This is a genomic window from Streptomyces sp. WMMC940, from assembly GCF_027460265.1.
Taxonomy (GTDB): Bacteria; Actinomycetota; Actinomycetes; order Streptomycetales; family Streptomycetaceae; genus Streptomyces.
Map to the genome: position 1 here is coordinate 1,887,501 of NZ_JAPZBC010000001.1, position 22,605 is coordinate 1,910,105.

General features: G+C 68.4%; 19 protein-coding genes and 1 rRNA gene (1 of these 20 cut by a window edge). 7 read left to right on the plus strand and 13 right to left on the minus strand.

The window, feature by feature from the left end; all coding sequences use genetic code 11:
• From O7595_RS08210 to thyX, 4 genes are all read right to left on the minus strand, one after another.
• Positions 1 to 113, minus strand: a 16S ribosomal RNA gene (locus tag O7595_RS08210) (it extends 1,405 nt beyond the left edge of the window).
• A gap of 518 nt (positions 114 to 631) precedes the next feature.
• Positions 632 to 2,317, minus strand: a complete 1,686-nt coding sequence (locus O7595_RS08215; RefSeq protein ID WP_269728069.1) for a ribonuclease J — start codon at positions 2,315 to 2,317, stop codon at positions 632 to 634.
• 125 nt (positions 2,318 to 2,442) lie between these two features.
• Entirely contained in the window at positions 2,443 to 3,342 is a 900-nt protein-coding gene (gene dapA, locus O7595_RS08220; protein WP_269728070.1) for a 4-hydroxy-tetrahydrodipicolinate synthase, read from the minus strand.
• 188 nt (positions 3,343 to 3,530) lie between these two features.
• Positions 3,531 to 4,268, minus strand: coding sequence for an FAD-dependent thymidylate synthase (gene thyX, locus O7595_RS08225; protein WP_269728071.1), 738 nt, complete (start codon positions 4,266 to 4,268; stop codon positions 3,531 to 3,533).
• Between the two features lie 191 nt (positions 4,269 to 4,459).
• Here thyX and O7595_RS08230 point away from each other — a divergent pair, with 191 nt between their 5' ends.
• Entirely contained in the window at positions 4,460 to 4,696 is a 237-nt protein-coding gene (locus O7595_RS08230) for a hypothetical protein (protein WP_269728072.1), read from the plus strand.
• A 118-nt stretch (positions 4,697 to 4,814) separates the two neighbouring features.
• Positions 4,815 to 5,366 carry a hypothetical protein gene (locus O7595_RS08235; protein ID WP_269728073.1) on the plus strand — a complete coding sequence of 184 codons (552 nt, stop codon included), beginning with the start codon at positions 4,815 to 4,817 and terminating at the stop codon, positions 5,364 to 5,366.
• A 222-nt stretch (positions 5,367 to 5,588) separates the two neighbouring features.
• On the opposite strand, the gene O7595_RS08240 is transcribed toward O7595_RS08235, so the two are convergent.
• The 6 genes from O7595_RS08240 to eccD form a co-directional block, all read right to left on the minus strand.
• Positions 5,589 to 6,041, minus strand: coding sequence for a hypothetical protein (locus O7595_RS08240; protein WP_269728074.1), 453 nt, complete (start codon positions 6,039 to 6,041; stop codon positions 5,589 to 5,591).
• Positions 6,042 to 6,050: 9 nt separating this feature from the next.
• Positions 6,051 to 6,803: a 4-hydroxy-tetrahydrodipicolinate reductase gene (dapB, locus tag O7595_RS08245; protein ID WP_269728075.1), complete on the minus strand. Its 753-nt coding sequence runs from the start codon at positions 6,801 to 6,803 to the stop codon at positions 6,051 to 6,053.
• 46 nt (positions 6,804 to 6,849) lie between these two features.
• On the minus strand, positions 6,850 to 8,229 hold the full coding sequence (locus tag O7595_RS08250) for a M16 family metallopeptidase (RefSeq protein ID WP_269728076.1): 1,380 nt from the start codon (positions 8,227 to 8,229) through the stop codon (positions 6,850 to 6,852).
• Positions 8,226 to 10,451, minus strand: coding sequence for a polyribonucleotide nucleotidyltransferase (locus O7595_RS08255; protein WP_269728077.1), 2,226 nt, complete (start codon positions 10,449 to 10,451; stop codon positions 8,226 to 8,228). Before O7595_RS08255 ends, O7595_RS08250 begins: the two co-directional genes overlap by 4 nt.
• 281 nt (positions 10,452 to 10,732) lie before the next feature.
• A complete protein-coding gene (gene rpsO, locus O7595_RS08260; protein ID WP_059415298.1) occupies positions 10,733 to 11,020 on the minus strand; it encodes a 30S ribosomal protein S15 in 288 nt (95 codons plus the stop codon).
• A gap of 230 nt (positions 11,021 to 11,250) precedes the next feature.
• On the minus strand, positions 11,251 to 12,750 hold the full coding sequence (eccD, locus tag O7595_RS08265; protein ID WP_269728078.1) for a type VII secretion integral membrane protein EccD: 1,500 nt from the start codon (positions 12,748 to 12,750) through the stop codon (positions 11,251 to 11,253).
• 223 nt (positions 12,751 to 12,973) lie between these two features.
• On the opposite strand from eccD, the gene eccCa reads away from it, so the two are divergent.
• The 5 genes from eccCa (at position 12,974) to O7595_RS08290 (ending at position 20,632) form a co-directional block, all read left to right on the plus strand.
• A complete protein-coding gene (gene eccCa, locus O7595_RS08270; protein WP_269728079.1) occupies positions 12,974 to 16,951 on the plus strand; it encodes a type VII secretion protein EccCa in 3,978 nt (1,325 codons plus the stop codon).
• A gap of 117 nt (positions 16,952 to 17,068) precedes the next feature.
• Entirely contained in the window at positions 17,069 to 17,479 is a 411-nt protein-coding gene (locus tag O7595_RS08275; protein ID WP_269728080.1) for a hypothetical protein, read from the plus strand.
• Positions 17,480 to 17,550: 71 nt separating this feature from the next.
• Complete coding sequence (locus O7595_RS08280; RefSeq protein ID WP_269728081.1) at positions 17,551 to 17,997, plus strand: hypothetical protein; 447 nt, start codon at positions 17,551 to 17,553, stop codon at positions 17,995 to 17,997.
• The gene (locus O7595_RS08285; RefSeq protein ID WP_269728082.1) at positions 17,997 to 20,084 is read left to right on the plus strand and encodes a hypothetical protein; all 2,088 of its coding nucleotides are present in this window, start codon (positions 17,997 to 17,999) and stop codon (positions 20,082 to 20,084) included. The genes O7595_RS08280 and O7595_RS08285 overlap by 1 nt, the downstream gene beginning before the upstream one ends.
• Entirely contained in the window at positions 20,084 to 20,632 is a 549-nt protein-coding gene (locus O7595_RS08290; protein WP_269728083.1) for a hypothetical protein, read from the plus strand. The genes O7595_RS08285 and O7595_RS08290 overlap by 1 nt, the downstream gene beginning before the upstream one ends.
• Positions 20,633 to 20,773: 141 nt before the next feature.
• Here O7595_RS08290 and O7595_RS08295 read toward each other — a convergent pair whose 3' ends face one another.
• The 3 genes from O7595_RS08295 to O7595_RS08305 all read right to left on the minus strand — a co-directional run bounded on the left by O7595_RS08295 (position 20,774) and on the right by O7595_RS08305 (position 22,493).
• Positions 20,774 to 21,211 carry a hypothetical protein gene (locus O7595_RS08295; protein WP_269728084.1) on the minus strand — a complete coding sequence of 146 codons (438 nt, stop codon included), beginning with the start codon at positions 21,209 to 21,211 and terminating at the stop codon, positions 20,774 to 20,776.
• Positions 21,212 to 21,769: 558 nt separating this feature from the next.
• Positions 21,770 to 22,072 (minus strand): WXG100 family type VII secretion target, encoded by a 303-nt coding sequence (locus tag O7595_RS08300; protein ID WP_269728085.1) that lies wholly within the window; start codon positions 22,070 to 22,072, stop codon positions 21,770 to 21,772.
• A 67-nt stretch (positions 22,073 to 22,139) separates the two neighbouring features.
• A complete protein-coding gene (locus O7595_RS08305; protein WP_093662427.1) occupies positions 22,140 to 22,493 on the minus strand; it encodes a WXG100 family type VII secretion target in 354 nt (117 codons plus the stop codon).
• Positions 22,494 to 22,605: the final 112 nt, after the last annotated feature.

The window sequence follows — 22,605 nt, forward strand, 5'->3', positions numbered from 1 at the left end:
GTTACTCACCCGTTCGCCACTAATCCCCTCCCGAAGGAGGTTCATCGTTCGACTTGCATGTGTTAAGCACGCCGCCAGCGTTCGTCCTGAGCCAGGATCAAACTCTCCGTGAATGCTTCCCCGTGATCGGGGCGAACACATCACGAGAGCGGAACCAGGAAGAGGAATAGTCTCCCCGGTTCACAGCGTCCTCGCTGTGTTTTTTCAAAGGAACCTCGACCATCCGTGCGGATGGACGGGGTATCAACATATCTGGCGTTGACTTTTGGCACGCTGTTGAGTTCTCAAGGAACGGACGCTTCCTTCGTACTCACCCGCAGAACACTGTCTGAGGCTTTCCTCCGGGCGCTTCCCTTCGGTGTTTCCAACCCTACCAGATCCGATTTCCGTTCCGTTCCCGGTTCGGAATTCATTTCCGGTGGCCGTTGGAGGGCCTTTTGCCTTTCGGCTGCCTTTCGGCGCGTCCGACTTTATCAGAGATTCGGAGTCGGATTTCCCGCCCTGTTGTGGAGACCTTTCGAGCGCACAGCGGCGCACCGGTTTCCCTCGGGCGGAGACGCCAACGTACTGGAGCGGGGCGGCCCGATGCAAATCGAGGGCCCGCCCCGCTCCGGACGCAGTCGACGAACCGTCAGACCTCCACGACGACCGGCAGGATCATCGGCCGGCGGCGGTAGGTGTCGGAGACCCACTTGCCGATCGTGCGGCGGATGAGCTGCTGCAACTGGTGGGGTTCGGCGACCCCGTCGGCGGCTGACTTCTGGATGGCTTCCTCGATCTTGGGGATCACCGCGTCGAAGACGCCGTCCTCGATGCCGGAGCCGCGGGAGTGGATGTTCGGTCCGCCCACGACCTTCCCGGTCGTGGAGTCGACGACGACGAAGACCGAGATGATGCCCTCCTCGCCGAGGATGCGGCGGTCCTTCAGTGAGGCCTCGGTGACATCGCCGACGGAGAGGCCGTCGACGTACACGTATCCCGCCTGGACCTTGCCGCTGATCCTGGCCTTGCCGTCGACCAGGTCGACGACGACGCCGTCCTCGGCGATCACGACGTGGTCCTTGGGAATGCCGGTGAGGGCGCCGAGTTCGGCGTTGGCGCGGAGGTGGCGCCACTCGCCGTGGACCGGCATGAGGTTCTTCGGCCTGCAGATGTTGTAGAAGTACAGCAGCTCGCCTGCCGAGGCGTGGCCGGAGACGTGGACCTTGGCGTTCCCCTTGTGGACGACGTTGGCGCCCCAGCGGCTGAGCCCGTTGATTACGCGGTAGACCGCGTTCTCGTTGCCCGGGATGAGCGAGGACGCCAGGATCACCGTGTCGCCCTGCACGATCCGGATCTGGTGGTCCCGGTTGGCCATGCGGGACAGCGCCGCCATCGGCTCGCCCTGCGAACCCGTACAGATCAGCACGACCTTGTCGTCCGGCAGGTCGTCGAGCGTCTTGACGTCCACCACGAGCCCGGACGGCACCCTGAGGTACCCGAGATCGCGGGCGATCCCCATGTTGCGGACCATGGACCGGCCGACGAAGGCGACCTTGCGGCCGTACTCGTGGGCCGCGTCCAGGATCTGCTGTACACGGTGGATGTGGCTGGCGAAGCTCGCGACGATGATGCGCTTCCTGGCGTTCGCGAAGACGCCGCGCAGCACGTTCGAGATGTCCCGCTCGGCGGGGACGAAGCCGGGGACCTCGGCGTTGGTGGAGTCGGACAGCAGGAGGTCGATGCCCTCCTCGCTCAGGCGTGCGAAAGCATGCAGGTCCGTCAGCCGTCCGTCCATCGGGAGCTGGTCCATCTTGAAGTCGCCCGTGTGCACGACCATGCCCGCGGGAGTGCGGATGGCGACCGCGAGCGCGTCCGGGATGGAGTGGTTGACCGCGATGAACTCGCAGCCGAAGGGACCGACCTGCTCATGCTGCCCCTCGGCGACCTCGAGGGTGTACGGGCGGATGCGGTGCTCCTGGAGCTTGGCCTCGATCAGGGCGAGGGTCAGCTTGGAGCCGATCAGCGGGATGTCCGGCTTCAGGCGGAGCAGATAGGGCACACCGCCGATGTGGTCCTCGTGACCGTGCGTGAGCACGATTCCCTCGACGTCGTCGAGTCGGTCCACGAGAGTGGTGAAGTCCGGCAGGATCAGGTCCACGCCGGGCTGCTCCTCCTCGGGGAAGAGGACACCGCAGTCGACGATCAGGATCCGGCCGTCGTACTCGAAGACGGTCATGTTGCGGCCGATCTCGCCGAGACCGCCGAGCGGTGTGACGCGCAGGCCACCCTTGGGGAGCTTCGGCGGAGCGCCGAGTTCGGGATGCGGATGACTCAAAAGACTCTCCTCACGACGCACGCCACGTACCGCTTGGGCACGTGGCGCGCATGACATTCGTGCACTTGCTGTTGTCGTCCGGTCGTTCGTGTTCAGTTGGACGTATTCAGTTGTGAAGTCTGTTGTTAAAGCTGTACCCCGCCGGCGGCGAGATCGACCTTCAGCTGGGCCGTCTCGGCCTCGCTGAGCTCGACGAGCGGGAGCCGCAGCGGGCCCGCGGGCAGGCCCTGGAGGGCGAGCGCGGCCTTGGTGGTGATGACGCCCTGGGTGCGGAACATGCCGGTGAAGACGGGGAGCAGCTTCTGGTGGATCTCGGTCGCCTTCTGCACGTCGCCCGCGGTGTAGGCATCGACCAGAGCGCGGAGTTCCGGAGTGACGACGTGGCCGACCACGGAGACGAAGCCGATGGCGCCGACGGACAGCAGCGGCAGATTGAGCATGTCGTCGCCCGAGTACCAGGCGAGTCCGCTGCGGGCGATGGCCCAGCTGGCACGGCCGAGATCTCCCTTGGCGTCCTTGTTCGCGACGATCCGCGGGTGGTCGGCCAGGCGCACGATCGTCTCGGTGTCGATCGGGACGCCGCTGCGGCCGGGGATGTCGTACAGCATCACCGGGAGTCCGGTGCTGTCGGCGATGGCCGTGAAGTTCCGGTACAGGCCCTCCTGCGGGGGCTTGTTGTAGTAGGGAGTGACGGCCAGCAGGCCGTGCGCGCCTGCGCGCTCGGCGGCACGCGCCAGTTCGATGCTGTGTCGGGTGTCGTTGGTGCCGATCCCGGCGACCACGTGCGCCCGGTCGCCCACCGCCTCGAGGACGGCCCGGACGAGCTGGTCTTTCTCCGCGTTGCTGGTGGTCGGGGACTCGCCGGTCGTGCCGTTGATGATCAGGCCGTCGTTGCCTGCGTCCACCAGGTGGGTGGCGAGCCGCTGCGCGCCGTCGAGGTCGAGCGCGCCGTCCGCCGTGAACGGCGTGACCATGGCGGTGAGGACCCGCCCGAAGGGGGTCTGCGGAGTCGAGATCGGTGCCATGGGTAACACGCTACTCGCTGCCCAGAGTGGAGGGTCCCCTTGGGGGACGTGACGTATCCCTGCTCAGTGGAGCCCGGCACTGCCTGCTCGGGGGTTCAAGCAGTGCCGGGTCCGTTTGATCAGCCTAGATGAACTTCTCGAAACACCGCAATACGGACACCGAGTAGGGCTGGCCGTACATCTGTGCACTACGGGGCCACCCGGCCATTGGCATTGAAGGCCGCGTAGGTCAGGGGCATGAGCTTGGCCCAGTGCTCCTCCATCCTCTCGCCGACCATCTCGATCTCCCGCTGCGGGAAGGACGGGACCCTGGCCATCTCGTGCTGAGTGCGCAGTCCCAGGAAGTGCATCAGCGAGCGGGCGTTGCACGTCGCGTACATCGACGAGTAGAGGCCGACGGGCAGGACCGAACGGGCGACCTCGCGGGCCACACCGGCGTCGAGCATCTCCTGGTAGGCCTCGTACGCCTGGCGGTACGAGTCCTCCATCACCCGTCCGGTCAGCTCCTGCTGGGCCTGGGTGCCCTCCACGAACACGTACTTGCCGGGACGGCCCTCCTGCACCAGTTTGCGCGACTCGTCCGGTACGTAGAAGACGGGCTGGAGCTCCCGGTACCTGCCGGACTCCTCGTTGTACGACCAGCCGACCCGGTGGCGCATGAACTCGCGGAAGACGAAGATCGGGGCGCTGATGAAGAAGGTCATCGAGTTGTGCTCGAAGGGGCTGCCGTGACGGTCCCGCATCAGGTAGTTGATCAGCCCCTTCGACCGTTCCGGGTCCTTGGAGAGCTCGTCCAGCGACTGCTCGCCCGCGGTGGAGACCCGGGCCGCCCACAGCACGTCGGAGTCGCCGGCGGTGTGCTTCACCAGTTCGACGGTGACATCACTGCGGAAGCTGGGCTTGATGTCGTCGGGGTTCCGGGTCACCGGCGGGGGTCCTTCCAGTCGCGTCGCACGGGCGGCGACCATTCTCTACGGTCGCTCGTTACAACGACGAGCGGGGGCGGACCGTCCCGGTTCTCGCCCTGGCCGATTCGCTGGATTCGGGCACCAAACTCCGGTTATACGCGTCTGTACCGGTAGCCGCGTTTCGTCACACATCCCGAGGGGGCTGCTCCATGTTCCGCCGGCGAGAAGCCGTTCCGTTCGCGTTCGTCGCCGAGGCCGACCGATTCCGCAGCAATGTGGCCCCGCCGCCCCGGCGGCGGCCCAGCGCATCCCAGCTCGTCGGCCGTACGCTGATCGGCCTGACCGTGGTGGCCGGGCTGGTCGGGTCCCTGCTCTTCGGGCTGCCGGCGTTGGAGGCCCCGGTCTCCCCCAAGGCCCCGAGCCAGGCCCAGGACGAGGGGCGCTGACACCCCCCGGCGTGGCCGCCGGGAAGCACCCCCTTGGCCCCCTGGAGTGGCCGGTCCTCGGTCGCCTCGGTAGCCTCACCGGTCACAGCCCCGAAGTGGTGACGAGTGAGGACCAGTCGTGCCCCTGCCCTTTCTGACGGCGGATCGCGCCTTTGACGCCGCAGACGACGATGTCGCACTGCCGTTCGATGATCACGATCTGTGGCGACGTCCGTACCGTCCCGGCCCCTGGCGGGTCGGCGGGGCGGCGCTGCTCCTGCTGCTGGCCTCGTTCGTACTGCTCGCGGCCATGGTCATCGCCTTCGCCGGTGCCCTGCCCGGAGCGGCGGTCTGCATCGGCATCGCCGCGCTGCTCATCTGCGGCGCGCTGCGCATCCTGCGCATGGGCACATGGGTGAGTCGGCACGGACTGCGGCACGTGGCCGTGGTCTCGACCACCACGCTCCCGTGGGCCAAGGTGAAGACCCTGCGGACCGTGCAGCAGCCGGTGCGGTGGCTCGGGCTGCCGCGCACGGTCCAGGGGCAGGCGCTGGTGCTCGTGCGGGACGGGGACGAGCCGCTCACACTGCTCACCGATCACAACGGGGACTTCCTGTCGCGCGTCGAGGCGTTCGACCGCGCGGCCGACACCATCGAGGCGTGGGGCGCGGAGTACGGCCCGCACCGCTGAGCCGGTCCCGCCGCCCCGCTCACGAGCCCTCTTCTCGCGCCCTCTTCTCGCGGGCAGCGGCCCGGGACGCACCCGGGCCGCTGTCGTGTTCGCGCCCGGACCGACCCGCCGATCGGAAACGGGCCGGCGCGCACACAAGGTCGATCCGACGCCCACCGGCTCAAGGCCGGTCACGCGCCGAACGGACCCGTGTCAGGCCCGGACGACGCCGGAGGAGCCGTGTCAGCCCGCGAACGGCCTTCCCTCGTGGAGCGCGATCGCGTGCTGCATCGCCTTGCGGGCCCGCGGGGTGTCCCTCGCGTCGTGGTAGGCGACCGCGAGCCGAAACCAGCAGCGCCAGTCGTCCGGCGAGTCCTCGGTCTCGGCACGGCGCTCGGCGAAGACGGCGTCGGCGGAATCCCGGTCGATACGCCCGCCGGGCGTACGGACCAGCTCGTCGACGGGCAGTCCGCCCTCGGCGTCGAGCTTCGCCGCCAGCGCGTTGGCCTTCCTGACGAACTGGGTGTTCTTCCAGAGGAACCACAGGCCGATCACCGGCAGGATCAGCACCGCCACACCGAAGGTCACGGTGAGAAGGGTGCCCTGCTCGATGAGCAGCACGCCCCGGCTGCCGACCAGGACGAAGTAGACGACCAGGACGGCGGCCGTGACGAAGTACGTGATCTTGGCGCGCATCGGGGGTCCTCAGCCGAGGTCGAGGTAGTTCTCGAGGCCGAAGGTCAGCCCGGGCGTGTCCACCACACGGCGCACCCCGAGCAGGATGCCCGGCATGAAGCTGCTGTGGTGCAGGGAGTCGTGTCGGACGGTGAGGGTCTCGCCCTCGCCGCCGAGCAGCACCTCCTGGTGGGCGAGCAGGCCCCGCAGCCGTACGGCGTGCACCGGGACCCCGTCGACGTCCGCGCCGCGCGCGCCGTCGAGGGCGGTCACCGTGGCGTCCGGCTGCGGAGCACATCCGGCCTCGGCGCGAGCCGCGGCGATCAGCTGCGCCGTGCGGGTGGCGGTGCCGGAGGGAGCATCCGCCTTGTTCGGGTGGTGCAGTTCCACCACCTCGACCGACTCGAACCAGCGGGCGGCCTGGGCGGCGAACTTCATGGTGAGGACGGCGCCGATGGAGAAGTTGGGCGCGATCAGCACCCCGGTCTCCGGCGAGGCCGCCAGCGACGTGCGTAGATGCGCGAGGCGCTCGTCGGTCCAGCCGGTGGTGCCGACGACGGCGTGGATGCCGTGGCGCACACAGAAGTCCAGGTTGCCCATGACCGAGGCGGGGGTGGTCAGTTCGACGGCCACCTGGGCGCCGGTCTCGACGAGGGTCTCCAGCTTGTCGCCCCGGCCCAGCGCCGCGACGAGTTCCATGTCCTCGGCGGCTTCGACGGCTCGTACGGCCTCGGAACCGATGCGGCCCTTGGCACCGAGGACGGCCACGCGCAGCTTGCTCATTGCTCTGCTCTCTCTACGGGACGACGGGACAACGGGGACGGCAGGACTACGAGACTGATGTGTGCAGGCGGTCGGCCTGCTTGTCCTTCAGCGGGCCGATGACCGACAGCGAGGGCCGCTGCCCCAGGACCTCCCTGGCGACCGCGCGGACGTCGTCGGGGGTGACCGCGGCTATGTTGGCCAGCATGTCGTCGACGGACATCTGGGCACCCCAGCACAGCTCGCTCTTGCCGATGCGGTTCATGAGCGCGCCGGTGTCCTCCAGACCGAGGACGGTCGAGCCGGAGAGCTGGCCGATGGCACGGTCGATCTCGTCGTCGGCCAGTCCCTCGTCGGCGACGCGGTCGAGCTCGTTGCGGCAGATCTTCAGCACGTCGTGGACCTGGTTGGGCCGGCAGCCGGCGTAGACGCCGAAGAGTCCGCAGTCGGCGAAGCCGGAGGTGTACGAGTACACGCTGTATGCGAGGCCGCGCTTCTCCCGGACCTCCTGGAACAGCCGTGAGGACATACCACCGCCGAGCGCGGTGTTCAGCACTCCGAGCGCCCAGCGCCGGTCGTCGGTACGGGCGAGGCCGGGCATGCCGAGGACCACGTGCGCCTGCTCGGTGCGGCGGTCGAGGACCTCCACGCGGCCCGCGGTCCGCAGGGTCCGGCGGCCGTCGCGGGGGGCGACCGGCCGGGCGTCCGTGCGGGTCAGGGCGCCGGCCTGCTCGAAGGCCTTGCGGACCTGGCGCACCACCGTCGCGTGGTCGATGTTGCCCGCCGCGGCGACGACCAGATGGGTCGGGTCGTAGTGCTTGCGGTAGAAGCGAGCGATCTGCGAACGGTTCAGCGCGTTGATCGTGTCGACGGTGCCGAGCACGGGGCGGCCGAGGGGGGTGTCGCCGAACATGGTGCGCGCGAACAGGTCGTGCACGACGTCGCCGGGGTCGTCCTCGGTCATCGCGATCTCCTCGAGGATGACGCCGCGCTCGGCGTCCACGTCCTCGTCGAGGATCAGCGAGCCGGTGAGCATGTCGCAGACGACGTCGATCGCCAACGGCAGGTCCGTGTCGAGCACCCGCGCGTAATAGCAGGTGTACTCCTTCGCCGTGAAGGCGTTCATCTCGCCGCCGACCGCGTCGACGGCGGCGGAGATGTCGAGGGCGGAGCGCCTGTGCGTGCCCTTGAACAGGAGGTGCTCGAGATAGTGGGTGGCGCCGTTCAGCGAGGGGGTCTCGTCGCGCGAGCCGACATGGGCCCAGATGCCGAAGGTGGCGGAGCGCACGGACGGCAGGGTCTCGGTGACGATGCGCAGTCCTCCCGGGAGGGTGGTCTTGCGGACCGTGCCGATGCCGTGCTCGCCCTGGAGAAGCGTTTGGGTACGGGCGACGGCCCGCGCCTCCGAGGAGGTGCGGGCCGTCGTCCTGGCACTACGGGACGTCACTTGTCGGCGTCGTCCTTCTTCTCGCCGTCGTCGGCGCCGTCCTCGCCCTCGATCACGGGGATGAGGGAGAGCTTGCCGCGCTGGTCGATCTCGGCGATCTCGACCTGGACCTTCTGGCCCACGCCCACGACGTCCTCGACGTTCTCCACGCGCTTGCCGCCGGCGAGCTTGCGGATCTGCGAGATGTGCAGCAGGCCGTCCTTGCCCGGGAGCAGGGAGACGAACGCACCGAAGGTGGTGGTCTTGACGACCGTGCCCAGGTAGCGCTCGCCGACCTCCGGCATGGTCGGGTTGGCGATGCCGTTGATCGTGGCGCGGGCGGCCTCGGCGGCCGGGCCGTCGGCGGCACCGATGTAGATGGTGCCGTCGTCCTCGATCGTGATCTCGGCGCCGGTGTCCTCCTGGATCTGGTTGATCATCTTGCCCTTGGGGCCGATGACCTCGCCGATCTTGTCCACGGGGATCTTCACGGTGATGATCCGCGGGGCGTTCGGGGACATCTCGTCCGGGGTGTCGATCGCTTCCATCATCACGTCGAGGATGTGGAGGCGGGCGTCGCGGGCCTGCTTGAGGGCCGCGGCCAGGACGGAGGCCGGGATGCCGTCCAGCTTGGTGTCGAGCTGGAGGGCGGTGACGAACTCCTTCGTGCCGGCGACCTTGAAGTCCATGTCGCCGAAGGCGTCCTCCGCACCGAGGATGTCGGTGAGGGTGACGTAGTGCGTCTGGCCGTCGATCTCCTGGGAGATCAGGCCCATGGCGATACCGGCGACGGGGGCCTTCAGCGGCACACCGGCGTTCAGCAGCGACATGGTGGAGGCGCAGACGGAGCCCATGGACGTCGAACCGTTGGAGCCGAGCGCCTCGGACACCTGGCGGATCGCGTACGGGAACTCCTCGCGGGTCGGCAGCACCGGCACGAGCGCACGCTCGGCCAGTGCGCCGTGGCCGATCTCGCGGCGCTTCGGGGAACCGACGCGGCCGGTCTCACCGGTGGAGTACGGCGGGAAGTTGTAGTTGTGCATGTAGCGCTTGCGGGTCACCGGGGAAAGGGTGTCCAGCTGCTGCTCCATACGGAGCATGTTCAGGGTGGTGACGCCCAGGATCTGGGTCTCGCCACGCTCGAACAGGGCGGAGCCGTGAACCCGCGGGATGGCCTCGACCTCGGCGGCGAGCGTACGGATGTCCGTGACGCCGCGGCCGTCGATGCGCTTCTTCTCCTTGATGACGCGCTCGCGGACCAGCGACTTGGTCAGCGAACGGTACGCGGCGGAGATCTCCTTCTCGCGGCCCTCGAACTCCGGCAGCAGCTTCTCCGCGGCCAGCGCCTTCACACGGTCGAGCTCGGCCTCGCGCTCCTGCTTGCCGGCGATGGTGAGCGCCTGGGCGAGCTCGTTCTTCACCGCGGCGGTCAGGGCCTCCAGGACGTCGTCCTGGTGGTCGAGGAAGACCGGGAACTCGCCGGTCGGCTTGGCGGCCTTGGCGGCGAGGTCGGCCTGGGCCTTGCACAGGACCTTGATGAAGGGCTTCGCGGCCTCGAGGCCGGCGGCGACGATCTCCTCGGTCGGCGCCTCGGCGCCGCCCTTGACGAGCTCGACGGTCTTCTCGGTGGCCTCGGCCTCGACCATCATGATCGCGACGTCGCCGTCCTCCAGGACGCGACCCGCGACCACCATGTCGAACACGGCGTTCTCGAGCTCCGAGTGGGTCGGGAAGGCGACCCACTGGCCGTCGATCAGTGCGACGCGGGTGCCGCCGATCGGGCCGGAGAAGGGCAGGCCGGCCAGCTGCGTCGAGCAGGAGGCGGCGTTGATCGCGACCACGTCGTACAGGTGGTCGGGGTTGAGCGCCATGATCGTCTCGACGATCTGGATCTCGTTGCGCAGGCCCTTCTTGAAGGACGGACGCAGCGGCCGGTCGATCAGGCGGCAGGTCAGGATCGCGTCCTCGGACGGCCGGCCCTCACGGCGGAAGAAGGAGCCGGGGATCTTGCCCGCGGCGTACATCCGCTCCTCGACGTCGACCGTCAGGGGGAAGAAGTCCAGCTGGTCCTTGGGGTTCTTGGACGCTGTGGTGGCCGACAGCACCATGGTGTCGTCGTCCAGGTACGCCACGGCGGAGCCGGCGGCCTGCTTGGCCAGGCGGCCCGTCTCGAAGCGGATCGTGCGGGTGCCGAAGGAGCCGTTGTCGATGACGGCCTCGGCGTAGTGGGTCTCGTTCTCCACCAGCGATATCTCCTCGTCTGCGTCCTCCGGCCTGCATGGCGGGAGGACGGTGGCGGAGAAGCGCGCCTTGCGTGCGGGCCGGTCTTCGATCGAAGCACCCGGTCGACATGGCTTCCGGGGGCCACTACCGAGGACCGGCGGCGGAGGGGCGCTCCTCCTCGTTCGGTATTCCGTTTTCGGTATTGCGTTGTGCGACCAGACTACAAAGCGTCTGTGACACTCCGCACGTACAGCAAAGGGAGCGGCCCCCTGGAAGTGGGAACCGCTCCCTTCACATCGTCCTACTTGGCGCCCGCGGCACCGCGGCGGATGCCGAGGCGGTCGACCAGCGTACGGAAGCGCTGGATGTCCTTCTTGGCCAGGTACTGCAGCAGCCGGCGGCGCTGGCCGACCAGGATCAGCAGACCACGGCGGGAGTGGTGGTCGTGCTTGTGGGTCTTGAGGTGCTCGGTCAGGTCCGAGATGCGGCGGGAGAGCAGCGCGACCTGGACCTCGGGGGAGCCGGTGTCGCCCTCCTTGGTGCCGAACTCGGACATGATCTGCTTCTTCGTGGCGGCGTCGAGAGACACTCGGTACTCCTCTTGGTGTTCGATGCGCCTGCGAGTGCCCCTGGTCTTGGTCTCAGGGGAGCTTCCGTGACTCGGAGGCGAAGGCGCGATGGGCGCTGCACCCAGAGCCTGCGAGGCTCCGGGGATCGCGTACACAAACGGCCGTCACACAGAGTACCAGCTCCCCGGGCCCCGGCAGGGCGGCCGCCCTGCCGGGGCCCGTCGCGGGCCTCCGGCGGGCCGCCCGGCGACTAGGAGGTCAGCGCCCGGATGGAGTGGTAGACGCCGAAGACCGCCAGGCACAGCGGTACCAGCGTGAGCAGCACGAACGTCTCCGCGATCTCCAGGAAGCGGCCCCAGAAGGGGGTGACGCCCTTGCGCGGGACGATCAGCCCGATGGCGATGATCACGGCGCCGACGGCGGCGACCGCGGCGGACAGCCACACCGTACGGATGTCGAGGCCCGCGCCGTCGCCCTTCAGGGCGGCGGCGAGAAGCTCGGCGGGCGGGTTCAGTGACAGTCCGAGTCCCAGCAGGACCAGCGAGCCGAGGCCGGCCGCGAGGGCGCAGCCGACCTGCGCCGTGTAGCGGAAGAGGTGGGCGCGCATCAGCATGGCGATGCCGGTGGCCAGGGCGAGCAGCCGGCCCCAGACGTCGTCGGAGAACCCGAGCACGGCGGCGGAGCCGACGGCCAGCAGGGCGCAGCCGCCGACGAGGCCGACGAGCAGTTCGTGGCCGCGTCGGGCCTGGGCCGCGATCCGCTCGGCGTCGACCGGGCCCTGGGGCGCCGGGTCGGCGCCGTAGCCGCCGACGGCGGTGCGCGGGGGCTCGAACCCGACGGGGAGTCGGGCGAAGCGGGTGGAGAGGCCCGGCAGGAAGGCGAGGGCCCCGACGGCGAGGGGGGAGCAGACCGCGGCGGTCTCGGGCGGTTCCATCCCGGTCATGATCGCGACGAAGGTGACGAGCGTGCCGACGGCGGCGGCGAAGGCGAACGCCACGAAGGGCCCGTCGCCGCCGGGCGCGACCATCATCAGGATCACCGACGCCACCAGCACGGCGGCGCAGGCGAGCAGGAACTGCAGCCGCCCGACGCCCTGGCCGGACGCCACCGGCAGCAGCCCGGCCCCGGCGACCGCCGCGTTCGCCATCGATCCGATTCCGAGGGCGACGGCGGCCCCGCGGTCCGCGTACACCCGGGCCCGTACGCAGGCGAGCGCGAGCAGCAGCACACCGGCGACTGCGGCCAGGACGCCCGGCAGGCCGTGCGTGTCGTGGCGCGGGTCGGCCGACCACAGCACGAAGGCGAGCAGCACGAGCAGCACCGAGCCGCCGAAGAGCCCGGCTCCGCGCATCAGGCCGTCCGTCCACAGCGTGCGGTCGCGGGCGACGGCGGACGCCACGGCGTCGGAGACGTCGTCGAAGACCGCCGGGGGCAGCGAATCGGCGAAGGGCCGCAGCGAGAGCAGCTCTCCGTCGAGGATGCGCTGGGAGATGAGGGACCGCGCGCTGTCGAGCACGGTGCCGTCGCGGCGGACCAGGTGGTACCCGACCGGAGCGCCCTCCGCCGGGCTCTGCCCCGACAGCCGCAGGATCTCGGGATAGAGGTCGGCGAGGGGAATGTCCTCGGGCAACGCCACGTCCACCCGACCGTCGGGCGCGACGACGGTGATCCGGCAGAAGCCGGTACCGCCGCCGGACGGAGTCGCGGGAGCCGGCTGGCCCGTTCCGGTGGCCGCCGCTGGGGCCGTCATACTCACCTGCTGCATCCCCTCGTGATTCGCATGGACCGTCGGGTCGAGCCGCGTTCCGAATGACCCTTTTTTTGCGGTAGTTCATGCGTGCGCAAACACGTCGGGCCACCCTACCGCCCGCCTCCGCACCCCCGCGCAAGTAGGATCCCTCCCCGCGGATGGAACCCGTCGCCACGGGGGCGCCGATAGGAACATTTCCGTCCGGCAAGGGAATTGGTGAGCTGTGAGTCAGATCGTCGTCAAGCGCCCACCACGGGTCCTGCCGTCCGAAGTGCCCGGTGAGCAGGTGCAGCTGCAACCACCGCCCGAGCTGCCGAGGGGGCAGCAGGAGGGCGCGCTCATGCAGTTGCTGCCGATGCTCGGCATGGGCGGTTCCGTCGTCTTCTTCTTCATGACGCCGAACCCCATCATGCGGATCATGGGCATGGTGATGATCGCGTCCACGGTCGCGATGGCGATCGCCATGCTCGTTCGCTACCGGCGGGGCACCCAGGGGGAACTCGCCGGACTGCGGCGGGACTACCTCAAGTACCTGACGCAGACCCGGCGTACGGTCCTCAGGACCGCCCGGCTGCAGCGGGACGCCCAGTACTACCTGCATCCGTCGCCCGAGCAGCTGTGGGCTCTCGTGGCCGAGGGCAGCCGGGTGTGGGAACGCCGGGTCGCCGACGACGACTTCGGGCAGGTGCGCATCGGGCTCGGCAGCCAGCAGCTGGCAACTCCTCTGGTGGCGCCCGAGACGGCGCCCGTGGACGAGCTGGAGCCGCTGACCGCGGGCGCGATGCAGAAGTTCCTCACGACCCACGGCACGCTCGACGGGCTGCCGATGGCGGTGTCCCTGCGGGCCTTCTACCACCTGACGGTCAGCGGCGAGCCGGAGTCGGTACGGTCCGCGGCGCGGGCCATGGTCGGGTCCCTCGCCTCACTACACTCCCCCGAGGACCTGGTCGTCGCGATCGCTGCGGACCCCGCGGCGGCGGGGCACTGGGAGTGGGCCAAGTGGCTGCCGCACGTGCAGGCACCGGGACCGGGCGACGGCGCCGGCAGCCGGCGTCTCATCACCACCGACGCACGCGACCTGCAGGACATGCTCGCGAGCCGCCTCGAGGGGCGCCCGCGCTTCCAGGGCCCCCACAACCCGCTCCTCGACCAGCCGCACCTCGTCGTCGTCCTCGACGGGCGGTCCGTGCCCCCGATGTCACCGCTCGCCGCCGCCGAGGGCCTGCAGGGCGTAACGCTGATCGAGGTCGTCCCGGGCGAGATGAGCGCCCCGCGCGGCGGACTGTCCGTCGTCGTGCATCCGGACTCCCTGCAACTGGAGTCGGGACACGGCCTGGTGTACGACGGCGTGCCGGACCGACTGAGCGTCGAGGCCGCGGAGGCGCTCGCCCGGCAGCTCGCGCCGCTGCGGGTCGCCACGGGCGGGGACGACGACGAACCGCTGCTCGCCAACCTGGAGTTCACCGATCTGCTCAACCTCGGCGACGCCGCCTCCGTCGACGTCAGTCGCACCTGGCGGCCGCGCTCGCAGGCCGAACGGCTGCGGGTGCCGATCGGTGTGGGCGAGGACGGCTCTCCGGTCATGCTCGACCTGAAGGAGGCCGCGCAGGAGGGCATGGGCCCGCACGGTCTGTGCGTCGGTGCGACCGGTTCCGGCAAGTCCGAACTGCTGCGCACACTGGTGCTCGGTCTCGCCGTGACGCACTCGTCGGAGACCCTCAACTTCGTCCTCGCGGACTTCAAGGGCGGCGCGACGTTCGCGGGCATGTCGCAGATGCCGCACGTGGCCGCCGTGATCACCAACCTGGCCGACGACCTCACTCTGGTCGACCGCATGGGCGACTCCATCAGGGGTGAGCTGAACCGCCGCCAGGAGCTGCTCCGCGACGCCGGCAACTACGCCAACATCCACGACTACGAGAAGGCGCGTGCGGCGGGAGCGGCACTGCAGCCCATTCCGTCGCTCGTGCTCGTCATCGACGAGTTCAGCGAACTGCTCACCGCCAAACCCGACTTCATCGAGATGTTCGTGCAGATCGGCCGTATCGGACGGTCCCTCGGCGTCCATCTGCTGCTCGCCTCGCAGCGTCTGGAGGAGGGGCGGCTGCGCGGCCTGGAGACGTACCTGTCGTACCGGGTCGGTCTGCGGACGTTCTCGGCTGCCGAGTCGCGCGCGGCCATCGGCGTGCCGGACGCGTACCACCTGCCCAACGTCCCCGGCTCCGGGTACCTGAAGTTCGGCACCGACGAGATGGTGCGCTTCAAGGCGGCGTACGTCTCGGGCGTGTACCGGGCGAACGGACAGCAGGCGGTCGCACCGGGCGGGACGCTGCCCGTGGACCGCAGGCCGGTGGCGTTCACGGCCGCGGCGGTACCGGTGCGGTACGTCGAGTCTGCGGTGCGGGCGGCGGTGCCCGAGGCGCGCAGGCCCGAGGACGACGCGCTCGCCGACTCGGTGCTCGACGTGATCGTGCGGCGGCTCGAGGGCCGTGGTGCGGAGGCCCACCAGGTGTGGCTGCCGCCGCTGGACAACCCGCCGCCGCTGGACGAGATCCTGCCCGGATTGTCGCCGGTGGAGGGTCGGGGGCTGACGCAGCCGGGCTTCGAGGGCGCGGGCAAGCTCGTCGTCCCGCTGGGCGTCGTCGACAAGCCCTTCGAGCAGCGCCGTGACGTTCTCTACCGGGACTTCTCGGGGGCCGCCGGCCATATGCAGATCATCGGTGGTCCCCAGTCGGGCAAGTCCACGCTGCTGCGGACGATCATCTCGGGCTTCGCGCTCACCCACACGCCGCACGAGGTGCAGTTCTACGGGCTGGACTTCGGTGGCGGAGGACTGTCGTCGGTCGCCGGCCTTCCCCACGTCGGCGGCGTGGCCTCGCGTCTCGACCCCGAGAAGGTCCGGCGGACGGTGGCCGAGGTGTACGGCATCATGACGCGCCGTGAGGAGTACTTCCGCAGCGCGGGCGTCGACTCCATCGCCACCTACCGCAGGCTCCGGGCGCGCGGCGACATCTCCGTGGCGGAGCAGCCGTGGGGGGACGTGTTCCTGGTCGTCGACGGTTGGGGGAACTTCCGCACGGACTACGAGGGGCTGGAGTCGGCGGTCGTCGACATGGCGGTGCGCGGGCTGGGCTACGGGATCCACGTGATCCTCACGGCGTCCCGGTCGATGGATGTACGCTCCAACATCAAGGACCAGCTGATGAACCGGCTGGAGCTCCGTCTGGGTGACGCGATGGACTCCGAGGTGGACCGGAAGCTGGCCATGAACGTGCCGCCCGGAGTCCCCGGACGCGGTCTGGTCCCGGAGAAGCTGCACTTCATGGCATCGGTGCCGCGTATCGACGCCATTCATTCCGACAGCGACCTGTCCGAGGCGACCACCGCGATGGTGCAGGAGATCAGCCGCCACTGGGCCGGCTCCTCCGCCCCGAAGGTGCGTCTGCTGCCACGCGAGCTCCCCGTGCACCAGCTCCCCGCAGGATTCGCCGAACCCCGGCGCGGTGTGTCGTTCGCGATCGACGAGAACAACCTGGAGCCCGTGTTCGCCGATTTCGACCGCGATCCGTTCTTCCTGGTGTTCGGCGAGAGCGAGTCCGGCAAGTCGAACCTGCTGCGCCTGCTCATCAAGCAGCTGACGGAACGGTACGACGGCGACGCCGCCAAGTTCTTCGTGATCGACAACCGGCGTGCCCTGCTCGACGTGACGCCCGCCTCGCACCTGGCCGAGTACGTGCCGATGTCCAACAACATGGACCACCACGTCGACGCGCTGGCGGACCTGATGCAGCGCCGCGCGCCGTCCGCGGACGTCACGGCACAGCAGCTCCGCGACCGGAGCTGGTGGCAGGGACCGGAGGTGTTCGTGGTCGTGGACGACTACGACCTGGTGTCCACGTCGAGCGGCAACCCGCTGGCCAAACTCACCGAGCAGCTGCCCTTCGCCCGTGACGTCGGCGTCCGCTTCGTCATCGCTCGCAACTCGGCGGGAGCGAGCCGTGCGGCGTACGAGCCGTTCCTGCAACGGATGATGGAGCTCGGCGCGCAGGGCCTCCTGCTCTCCGGCGACCCGACGGAGGGCGAGGTGCTCGGCGCCCGTATGCGGCCCATGCCTCCGGGGCGTGGCATCTTCGTGTCGCGGCAGCGGGGGAAGCCACTGGTGCAGACGGGGCTCATGCCGGAGCCGCACGGGGAGCAGTAGGAGTGATCGCCGTGGCGGTCCTCACCGGCCTGTTCGCTTTCGCGTGCTTCATGTTGGCGGTGGTGAACCCGCGCAGGACCTGGGCGCGGGCCGGGGGCCCGCGAACCTTCGGCCGCGGTGGTCATCGTGCTGAGGGTGGCGCTGCTGGTCATGGCGGTCCCGTCGGCGTGGTGGGCCGCCGACGGGCTCCGCCAGGCGACTTTCGCCCCGGGTCCGGATCACGACGAGATCGTGGAGCGGATGGGGACCGCGGCGGAGGAATTGACGACGGATGAGCCGCGGCTGAAGTACCCGGCGGGCGACGGCGCCTGGGACGAGTACGGCGTGGACGAGATCCGGCGCCCGGCGGAGGACGTGGTGCTGCGGTTGGCGTCGACGTCGGAGAACACCGAACGCTACGAGGCGGACGGGGTCTGCATGACGGTTGTCGCATCGGTGGCTCCCGGCGAGCCCGAGCCGAGGTACGCGAACATCGACGACCGGCGCTACACCCTGGAAGCCGACGTCATGGACCGCCCTTGCCCATAGCCTGAGCACATTTGTAGGTTGATCCGGATTGCAAGCGTCCATCAATTCACACGGGGGAAGGGGTCCGCAGTATGGCGTGGGACGAATGGGAACAGTTGAAAGCCGAGGCCGGGGAGCGCTCCACACAGACGCGGCTCAATCAGCTGCCGGCCGAGCCCGGTGGGGGCGGGGAGAAGGGCGGAGACCTCAAGGTCAACCAGAAGGATCTTGCGGCGGTCGGCGACAGCGCCTTCAAGCTCTTCGAGGACTTGGGGCGTTACGGCCGTGATGCGTGGTCCAGCAGCCAGACCGCCGCCAAGGACCTCACGACGCAGGGGTTCGCCCTCGGTGGTGGCCTCCACCACGTTCAGAAACGGTGGGAGGAGCAACTGCAGTCCCTTTTGGATGCCTGCGCCCACATATCGAATCACATGGACTTCACCAAGAACGCCCACGCCGGCGACGAGTACTACATCACCACCACCGTCAGCAGCATCGCCACGCTCGACAAGGGCTTCGATGAGAGGACTCAACGCTGATGGACCTCGAAACTCTGCGCCAAGGCAACTTCGCTCTGCTCGGCGCGAGCATCGACGACTGGTCGGACGTGGTCAAGAACCTCAAGTCGATGGAGACGAACGCCCGGGACGATCTGAAGGCGAAAGCGGACAAGGCCAATTGGGCGGGGGTGAACGCCACGGTCTCTCGTGAATTCATCACGAAAACCGCCGGCGAGTTCGCGGATGCCCACACCCAGGCCACCACTATCCACAATATTCTCAAGGACACCCGCGACGAGTTGGTCAGCTACAAGGGCCAACTGGAGCAAGCCCTGGAGCGGGGCCGGAAGAAGAATCTCACCGTCACGTCCACCAGCGACGGGGGCTTCACGGTCACGATGATCATTCATCCGGATCGGGCGGCCAAGGGCCACGAGGTGCCGGACCACTCGCCCCAGGACGCCGAGCACCTGCGGGATGACGTCCAGCGCATCCTGAACAGGGCGACCGAGAGCGACACGACCGCCGCCCAGGTCCTCAAGGCCATCGCGGACCAGGCCGAGGTCGGCTTCTCCGGTGCCTCGTACGGCGACCGCGACTCCGCGCTGGATGCGGTGCGGAAGGCCGAGGAGGCCGCCAAGCTCCTCAAGGAGAAGGGCGACGAGATGTCGCCCGAGGAGTTCCAGAAGCTGAACGGGCTGCTCGCCTCCTACCAGAACGACCCGCTCTTCCAGGAGAAGTTCGCGACGCAGGTGGGCCCGAAGGGCATGCTGGAGTTCTGGGCGGACCTGTCCAGCCCTGACAACCCGAACGAGCTGAGCCGAACGCAGCTCAACCAGCTCGGTGAGTTCCAGAAGAACCTCGGCGTCGTCCTGGGCGGCGCCACCCAGTCGGACAGCCCCGCCATGCGGCAGTGGGAGAACGACATGGTGCGGCTCGCCGGCGAGCGCTACAAGACGCGCGGCGCAGAGGTCTGGGGCTACCAGATCATGAGCAACCTCATGCGCACGGGCGACTACGACGACCAGTTCCTCAACAAGTACGGCAATTCCCTGGTCGCCACCGAGGAGAAGATGAAGCTGCCGGGCAACTACTGGCAGGGCATGGGCCAGATGACGCCCAAGATGAACTTCATCGGCGACGCCGAGTTCGGCCGCGACCCGATGACGGGTTTCATGACGGCGCTCGCCAACAGCCCGGACGCAGCGACGGAGTTCTTCAACACGAAGGATCCGCAGGACAACGCGCAGTGGGTGCTGAAGGACCGCCCGTCGTTCGACGACTCGCCGCTGGATGACGGGCCGAACGAGGCCCTGGACGCGACGGGCCGTGCGATGTTCGCTGCGGTGTCGGGCGCGACCGGCCCGGACGCCCCGAAATCGGAGTTCCTGCCGCACACGCCTGAGCATGATGCGGCCATGAAGCGGTCCCTGGAGTTCCTGGCCGCGAAGGGCAACGACTTCCCGTCGGAGCTGCGCGACGACATGGCGTACGCCATGGGCAACCACGGCGAGACCGTGCACAGGGCGATGAGTGATCCCCTCGGAACGCACGGGCTGGACGCCGACCAACTCATGGAGGTCAGCAAGCAGATCTCCCGGAACAAGGGCGACTACATCACGCTCACGGACCAGATGCATGTAGCGATCGTGACCGACATCCTCACGGAGAAGACGAATCCGGAGGACAGTTTGGACAAGGCGGGCCGCACGATCGGCTTCCTGGAGGAAGCGCGCTACCAGGCGACCAACGACAAGAAAGACGGCGACCTCACCGACGCCTCATGGAAGAAGGCATGGGCTTACCACATCATCGGAGGCGCTGTCACGCCGTGGAATCCGGCGATGGACGCCGTGCAGCGCGGCGTGGACCTGGTCACCTCGGCCTGGCTCGCGGACAAGACAAACGAGATCAATGACACGGCCAACATCGATTTCGCGGATACCTACGCGTCCCGCAACAAGGAGCTCCGAAGTCTGGCGGACATCTGGTACGCGCAGAACAAGGAGTGGGCGGAGGACCCTGCGCACGAGGGCTACTCCAAGGACCACGGCGTGTACTCGGTGATCGGCGCTTCTGCCAACGACGGCAACAAGAAGGCCGAAGGCATTGCGGAGGACCAGTGATGAGTACGACTCTGCGGCGTGTCGCCGTCTCGGCACTCACCTGTGGTCTCGCGCTCTCCCTCACGGCATGCGGAAGCGGACGGGAGTACACGCTGCCGAAGGAGGCGTGCGGGGTGCCTCTGAACGAGAAGGTACTCGAGCCGTTCCTCGTGGACGGCGAGAAGTTCGAGGTCAAGGGCGATTCCGTGATCGAGACTGGCACGGAGACCTCGGGCCGGTGCAACTTGTCGGTCGACGACTGGTTCGTCGTCTCCTTCCAGGTCGAGAAGGTCGACAAGATCTACGACCCGATGGCACCGATGGAAGAGTTCCGGTTCCGTAACCGGGCGAAGATCGAGAATCTTCCGTTCCCCGGCCTGGGTGCGGTGGGCGACTTCAACTCTATGGTCAGTACGGCCTGCTCGGGCCCCACGGCGGACTACCTGGTCGCGCTGGTCACCATCAACCTCAAGACCGGCGGGGATGTCGCCGAACACCGCAAGAGTATCGAGGCGATCACCTTCGACTTCGTCCCGAAGGTGAAGAAGGCCCTCGACTGCACGGCCTGACCACCACGCCCACTTCCTGACCCCGCGCCCACGGCCCGCTCCTCCGCGAACCGCCGTGGGCGTGGCCCGTCTCAGGGAGGCGCCCGGCCGACAGGCCGTGCATGTCGGCGTCGAGCAGGGGTACTCGGCGCCCTCCATCGGTCAGAGGCCCTCGCAGATCCGGCGAGCTTCGGCCAGCTCCTTCTTCACCTCGTCATTGATTTGGAAGGCTTGGGCATGACGGTCCTGAGAGCGGCGTATCGCCTGCGCGAGCAGCTTGTACCGCGCGTCGCCCGCAGCCGCCGCGGCGGACAACGCGCCTGCCGCACCCCAGCGATTGAGAGCGATGTCACCTTCTGGGCCCTCAATGGCGTACTTGGACTCGTCAAAACCATCGAGGGCGTGACAGGCCGCACGTGCATCGGCCACCGGGCCGGCGGCCGTGGGATCAACCCCTCCACTCGAATCGTCGCGTAGCACCCAGACAGCGCCCACGCCCCCACCGCCGATAACCAACCCGATCACTAGCGCGACGATCAGCGAGCGACGGTGCGCCGGAGGGGATCCTGCAGATGCGGCAGGGGACTGCTGTAGCTCCATGCCACTGACTATAGTGGTGATCAATATGCTGGCCGATAGCCCACATTACGAATCGGGCACTTCGCGCCCGATTGCGCAGATGCAGAAGCCGGCGGGGGACTCGCGAGCGGGCAGCCTGACCTGGCCAAGGACGCCGAGACCGGCACCCGGACGTTCACGGTTTCTCCGGGGTCACCCGCTTGGTCCGCCCTTTGGTGGGTCCCACCACCTCGCGGCCACCACCCTGGCGCCGCTCGGCCCTGAACAGATGTCTCGACTCCAAGTCATATGCAGTCGCCGGTGTGTTCGCCGTCAATGCTGCGGACGATGGGGCGGCAGCCAGGAGCATTCCGCTCAGGTCTGCCCACCGACTGGACACGGGCCAGGTCGGTATGGGGGGCTCAACCTGCGAAGGACCGTCCCGGCACAGGCCTTTCTTGCGCAGAATTGCCTCGAACGACGCTGGGCTGACGTGGTCACCTCGTCAACGCGTGGAGGACAGGGATCAGGGGTGGGCACCCCTCGCATGTGCCCACCCCTGGTCAGCCTCCCAAGTCGCCGGCCTGACAGCCGGACGTCTCAGGCGAAGTAGCTGGCGGCCTTCTTGTCGCCACCCATGTAGTCGCCGCCCGCGTTCGCAACGACCTGGCCGATCTGCATGAGGGCGCGGTGGATGTCCGCCGCCTCCTTGTCCCACTTCACCTGCTCCTGGACGTAGGCGTTGTGGGCCTCGCCCTCCCAGCCGGCGGCAACAGTGGCCATGGCCGTCTTGATCTCCCGCAGGTCTTCCTCGAGCTTCTTGGCCTGGTTGCCGAGCGTGGTCGCCGCCAGGTCAAGGCCGTCGTACTTGACGACGAGCTCGTCTCCCGAATTCATGCCCATGATTCCCTCATCTCACCTGTAGTTGTAACCCGGCCTGCGCAGCCGAGGTCGAGTGCGCCCAGACTCTCTAGAGACCGGCGAGGCCCGACTTGGGGGCGGCGCTGGTGCCGACACCGAGGTCGACGTTGATGGCCTGCACGGCAGCGCGAACGTCGTCTTCCGTCCCGTCCTTGATCTTCCTCGAGGTGCTCATCGCCTCGAGGAACTTCGCCAGGATGTTGCCGAGACGCACCATCGAGGTGTTGATCTCCTGCTGCTTCGTGTTGAAGGCACCGGCACCGATGCCCTTCCACTGGCCCTCGAGACTGTCGATCGTGCCTTGGATCTGCTGCAGCTGGCCCTTGATCGAGTTGAACTTCTCGAAAAGCTGCTTCTCGAGCTGAATGACTTGCTGGTCTGAAAGCCGCTGGCCCTGTGACACGGTTGCGTTTCCCTTCTGAACTACTTGTATGACTGGTTGCGTTGTGCCTCACCAGCCTGTGGCGAGGTGGAGCTCAACGTGCGGTGAAGTTCTGATCGGGCTCTGCGGCCCG

Excerpts from the sequence above, each read along its gene's own strand:
- dapA (WP_269728070.1), bottom strand. The coding sequence starts at position 3,342 with ATGGCACCGATCTCGACTCCGCAGACCCCCTTCGGGCGGGTCCTCACC.
- O7595_RS08230 (WP_269728072.1), top strand. The coding sequence starts at position 4,460 with ATGTTCCGCCGGCGAGAAGCCGTTCCGTTCGCGTTCGTCGCCGAGGCC.
- O7595_RS08240 (WP_269728074.1), bottom strand. The coding sequence starts at position 6,041 with ATGCGCGCCAAGATCACGTACTTCGTCACGGCCGCCGTCCTGGTCGTC.
- dapB (WP_269728075.1), bottom strand. The coding sequence starts at position 6,803 with ATGAGCAAGCTGCGCGTGGCCGTCCTCGGTGCCAAGGGCCGCATCGGT.
- eccD (WP_269728078.1), bottom strand. The coding sequence starts at position 12,750 with ATGACGGCCCCAGCGGCGGCCACCGGAACGGGCCAGCCGGCTCCCGCG.
- O7595_RS08280 (WP_269728081.1), top strand. The coding sequence starts at position 17,551 with ATGGCGTGGGACGAATGGGAACAGTTGAAAGCCGAGGCCGGGGAGCGC.
- O7595_RS08285 (WP_269728082.1), top strand. The coding sequence starts at position 17,997 with ATGGACCTCGAAACTCTGCGCCAAGGCAACTTCGCTCTGCTCGGCGCG.
- O7595_RS08290 (WP_269728083.1), top strand. The coding sequence starts at position 20,084 with ATGAGTACGACTCTGCGGCGTGTCGCCGTCTCGGCACTCACCTGTGGT.
- O7595_RS08295 (WP_269728084.1), bottom strand. The coding sequence starts at position 21,211 with ATGGAGCTACAGCAGTCCCCTGCCGCATCTGCAGGATCCCCTCCGGCG.
- O7595_RS08300 (WP_269728085.1), bottom strand. The coding sequence starts at position 22,072 with ATGGGCATGAATTCGGGAGACGAGCTCGTCGTCAAGTACGACGGCCTT.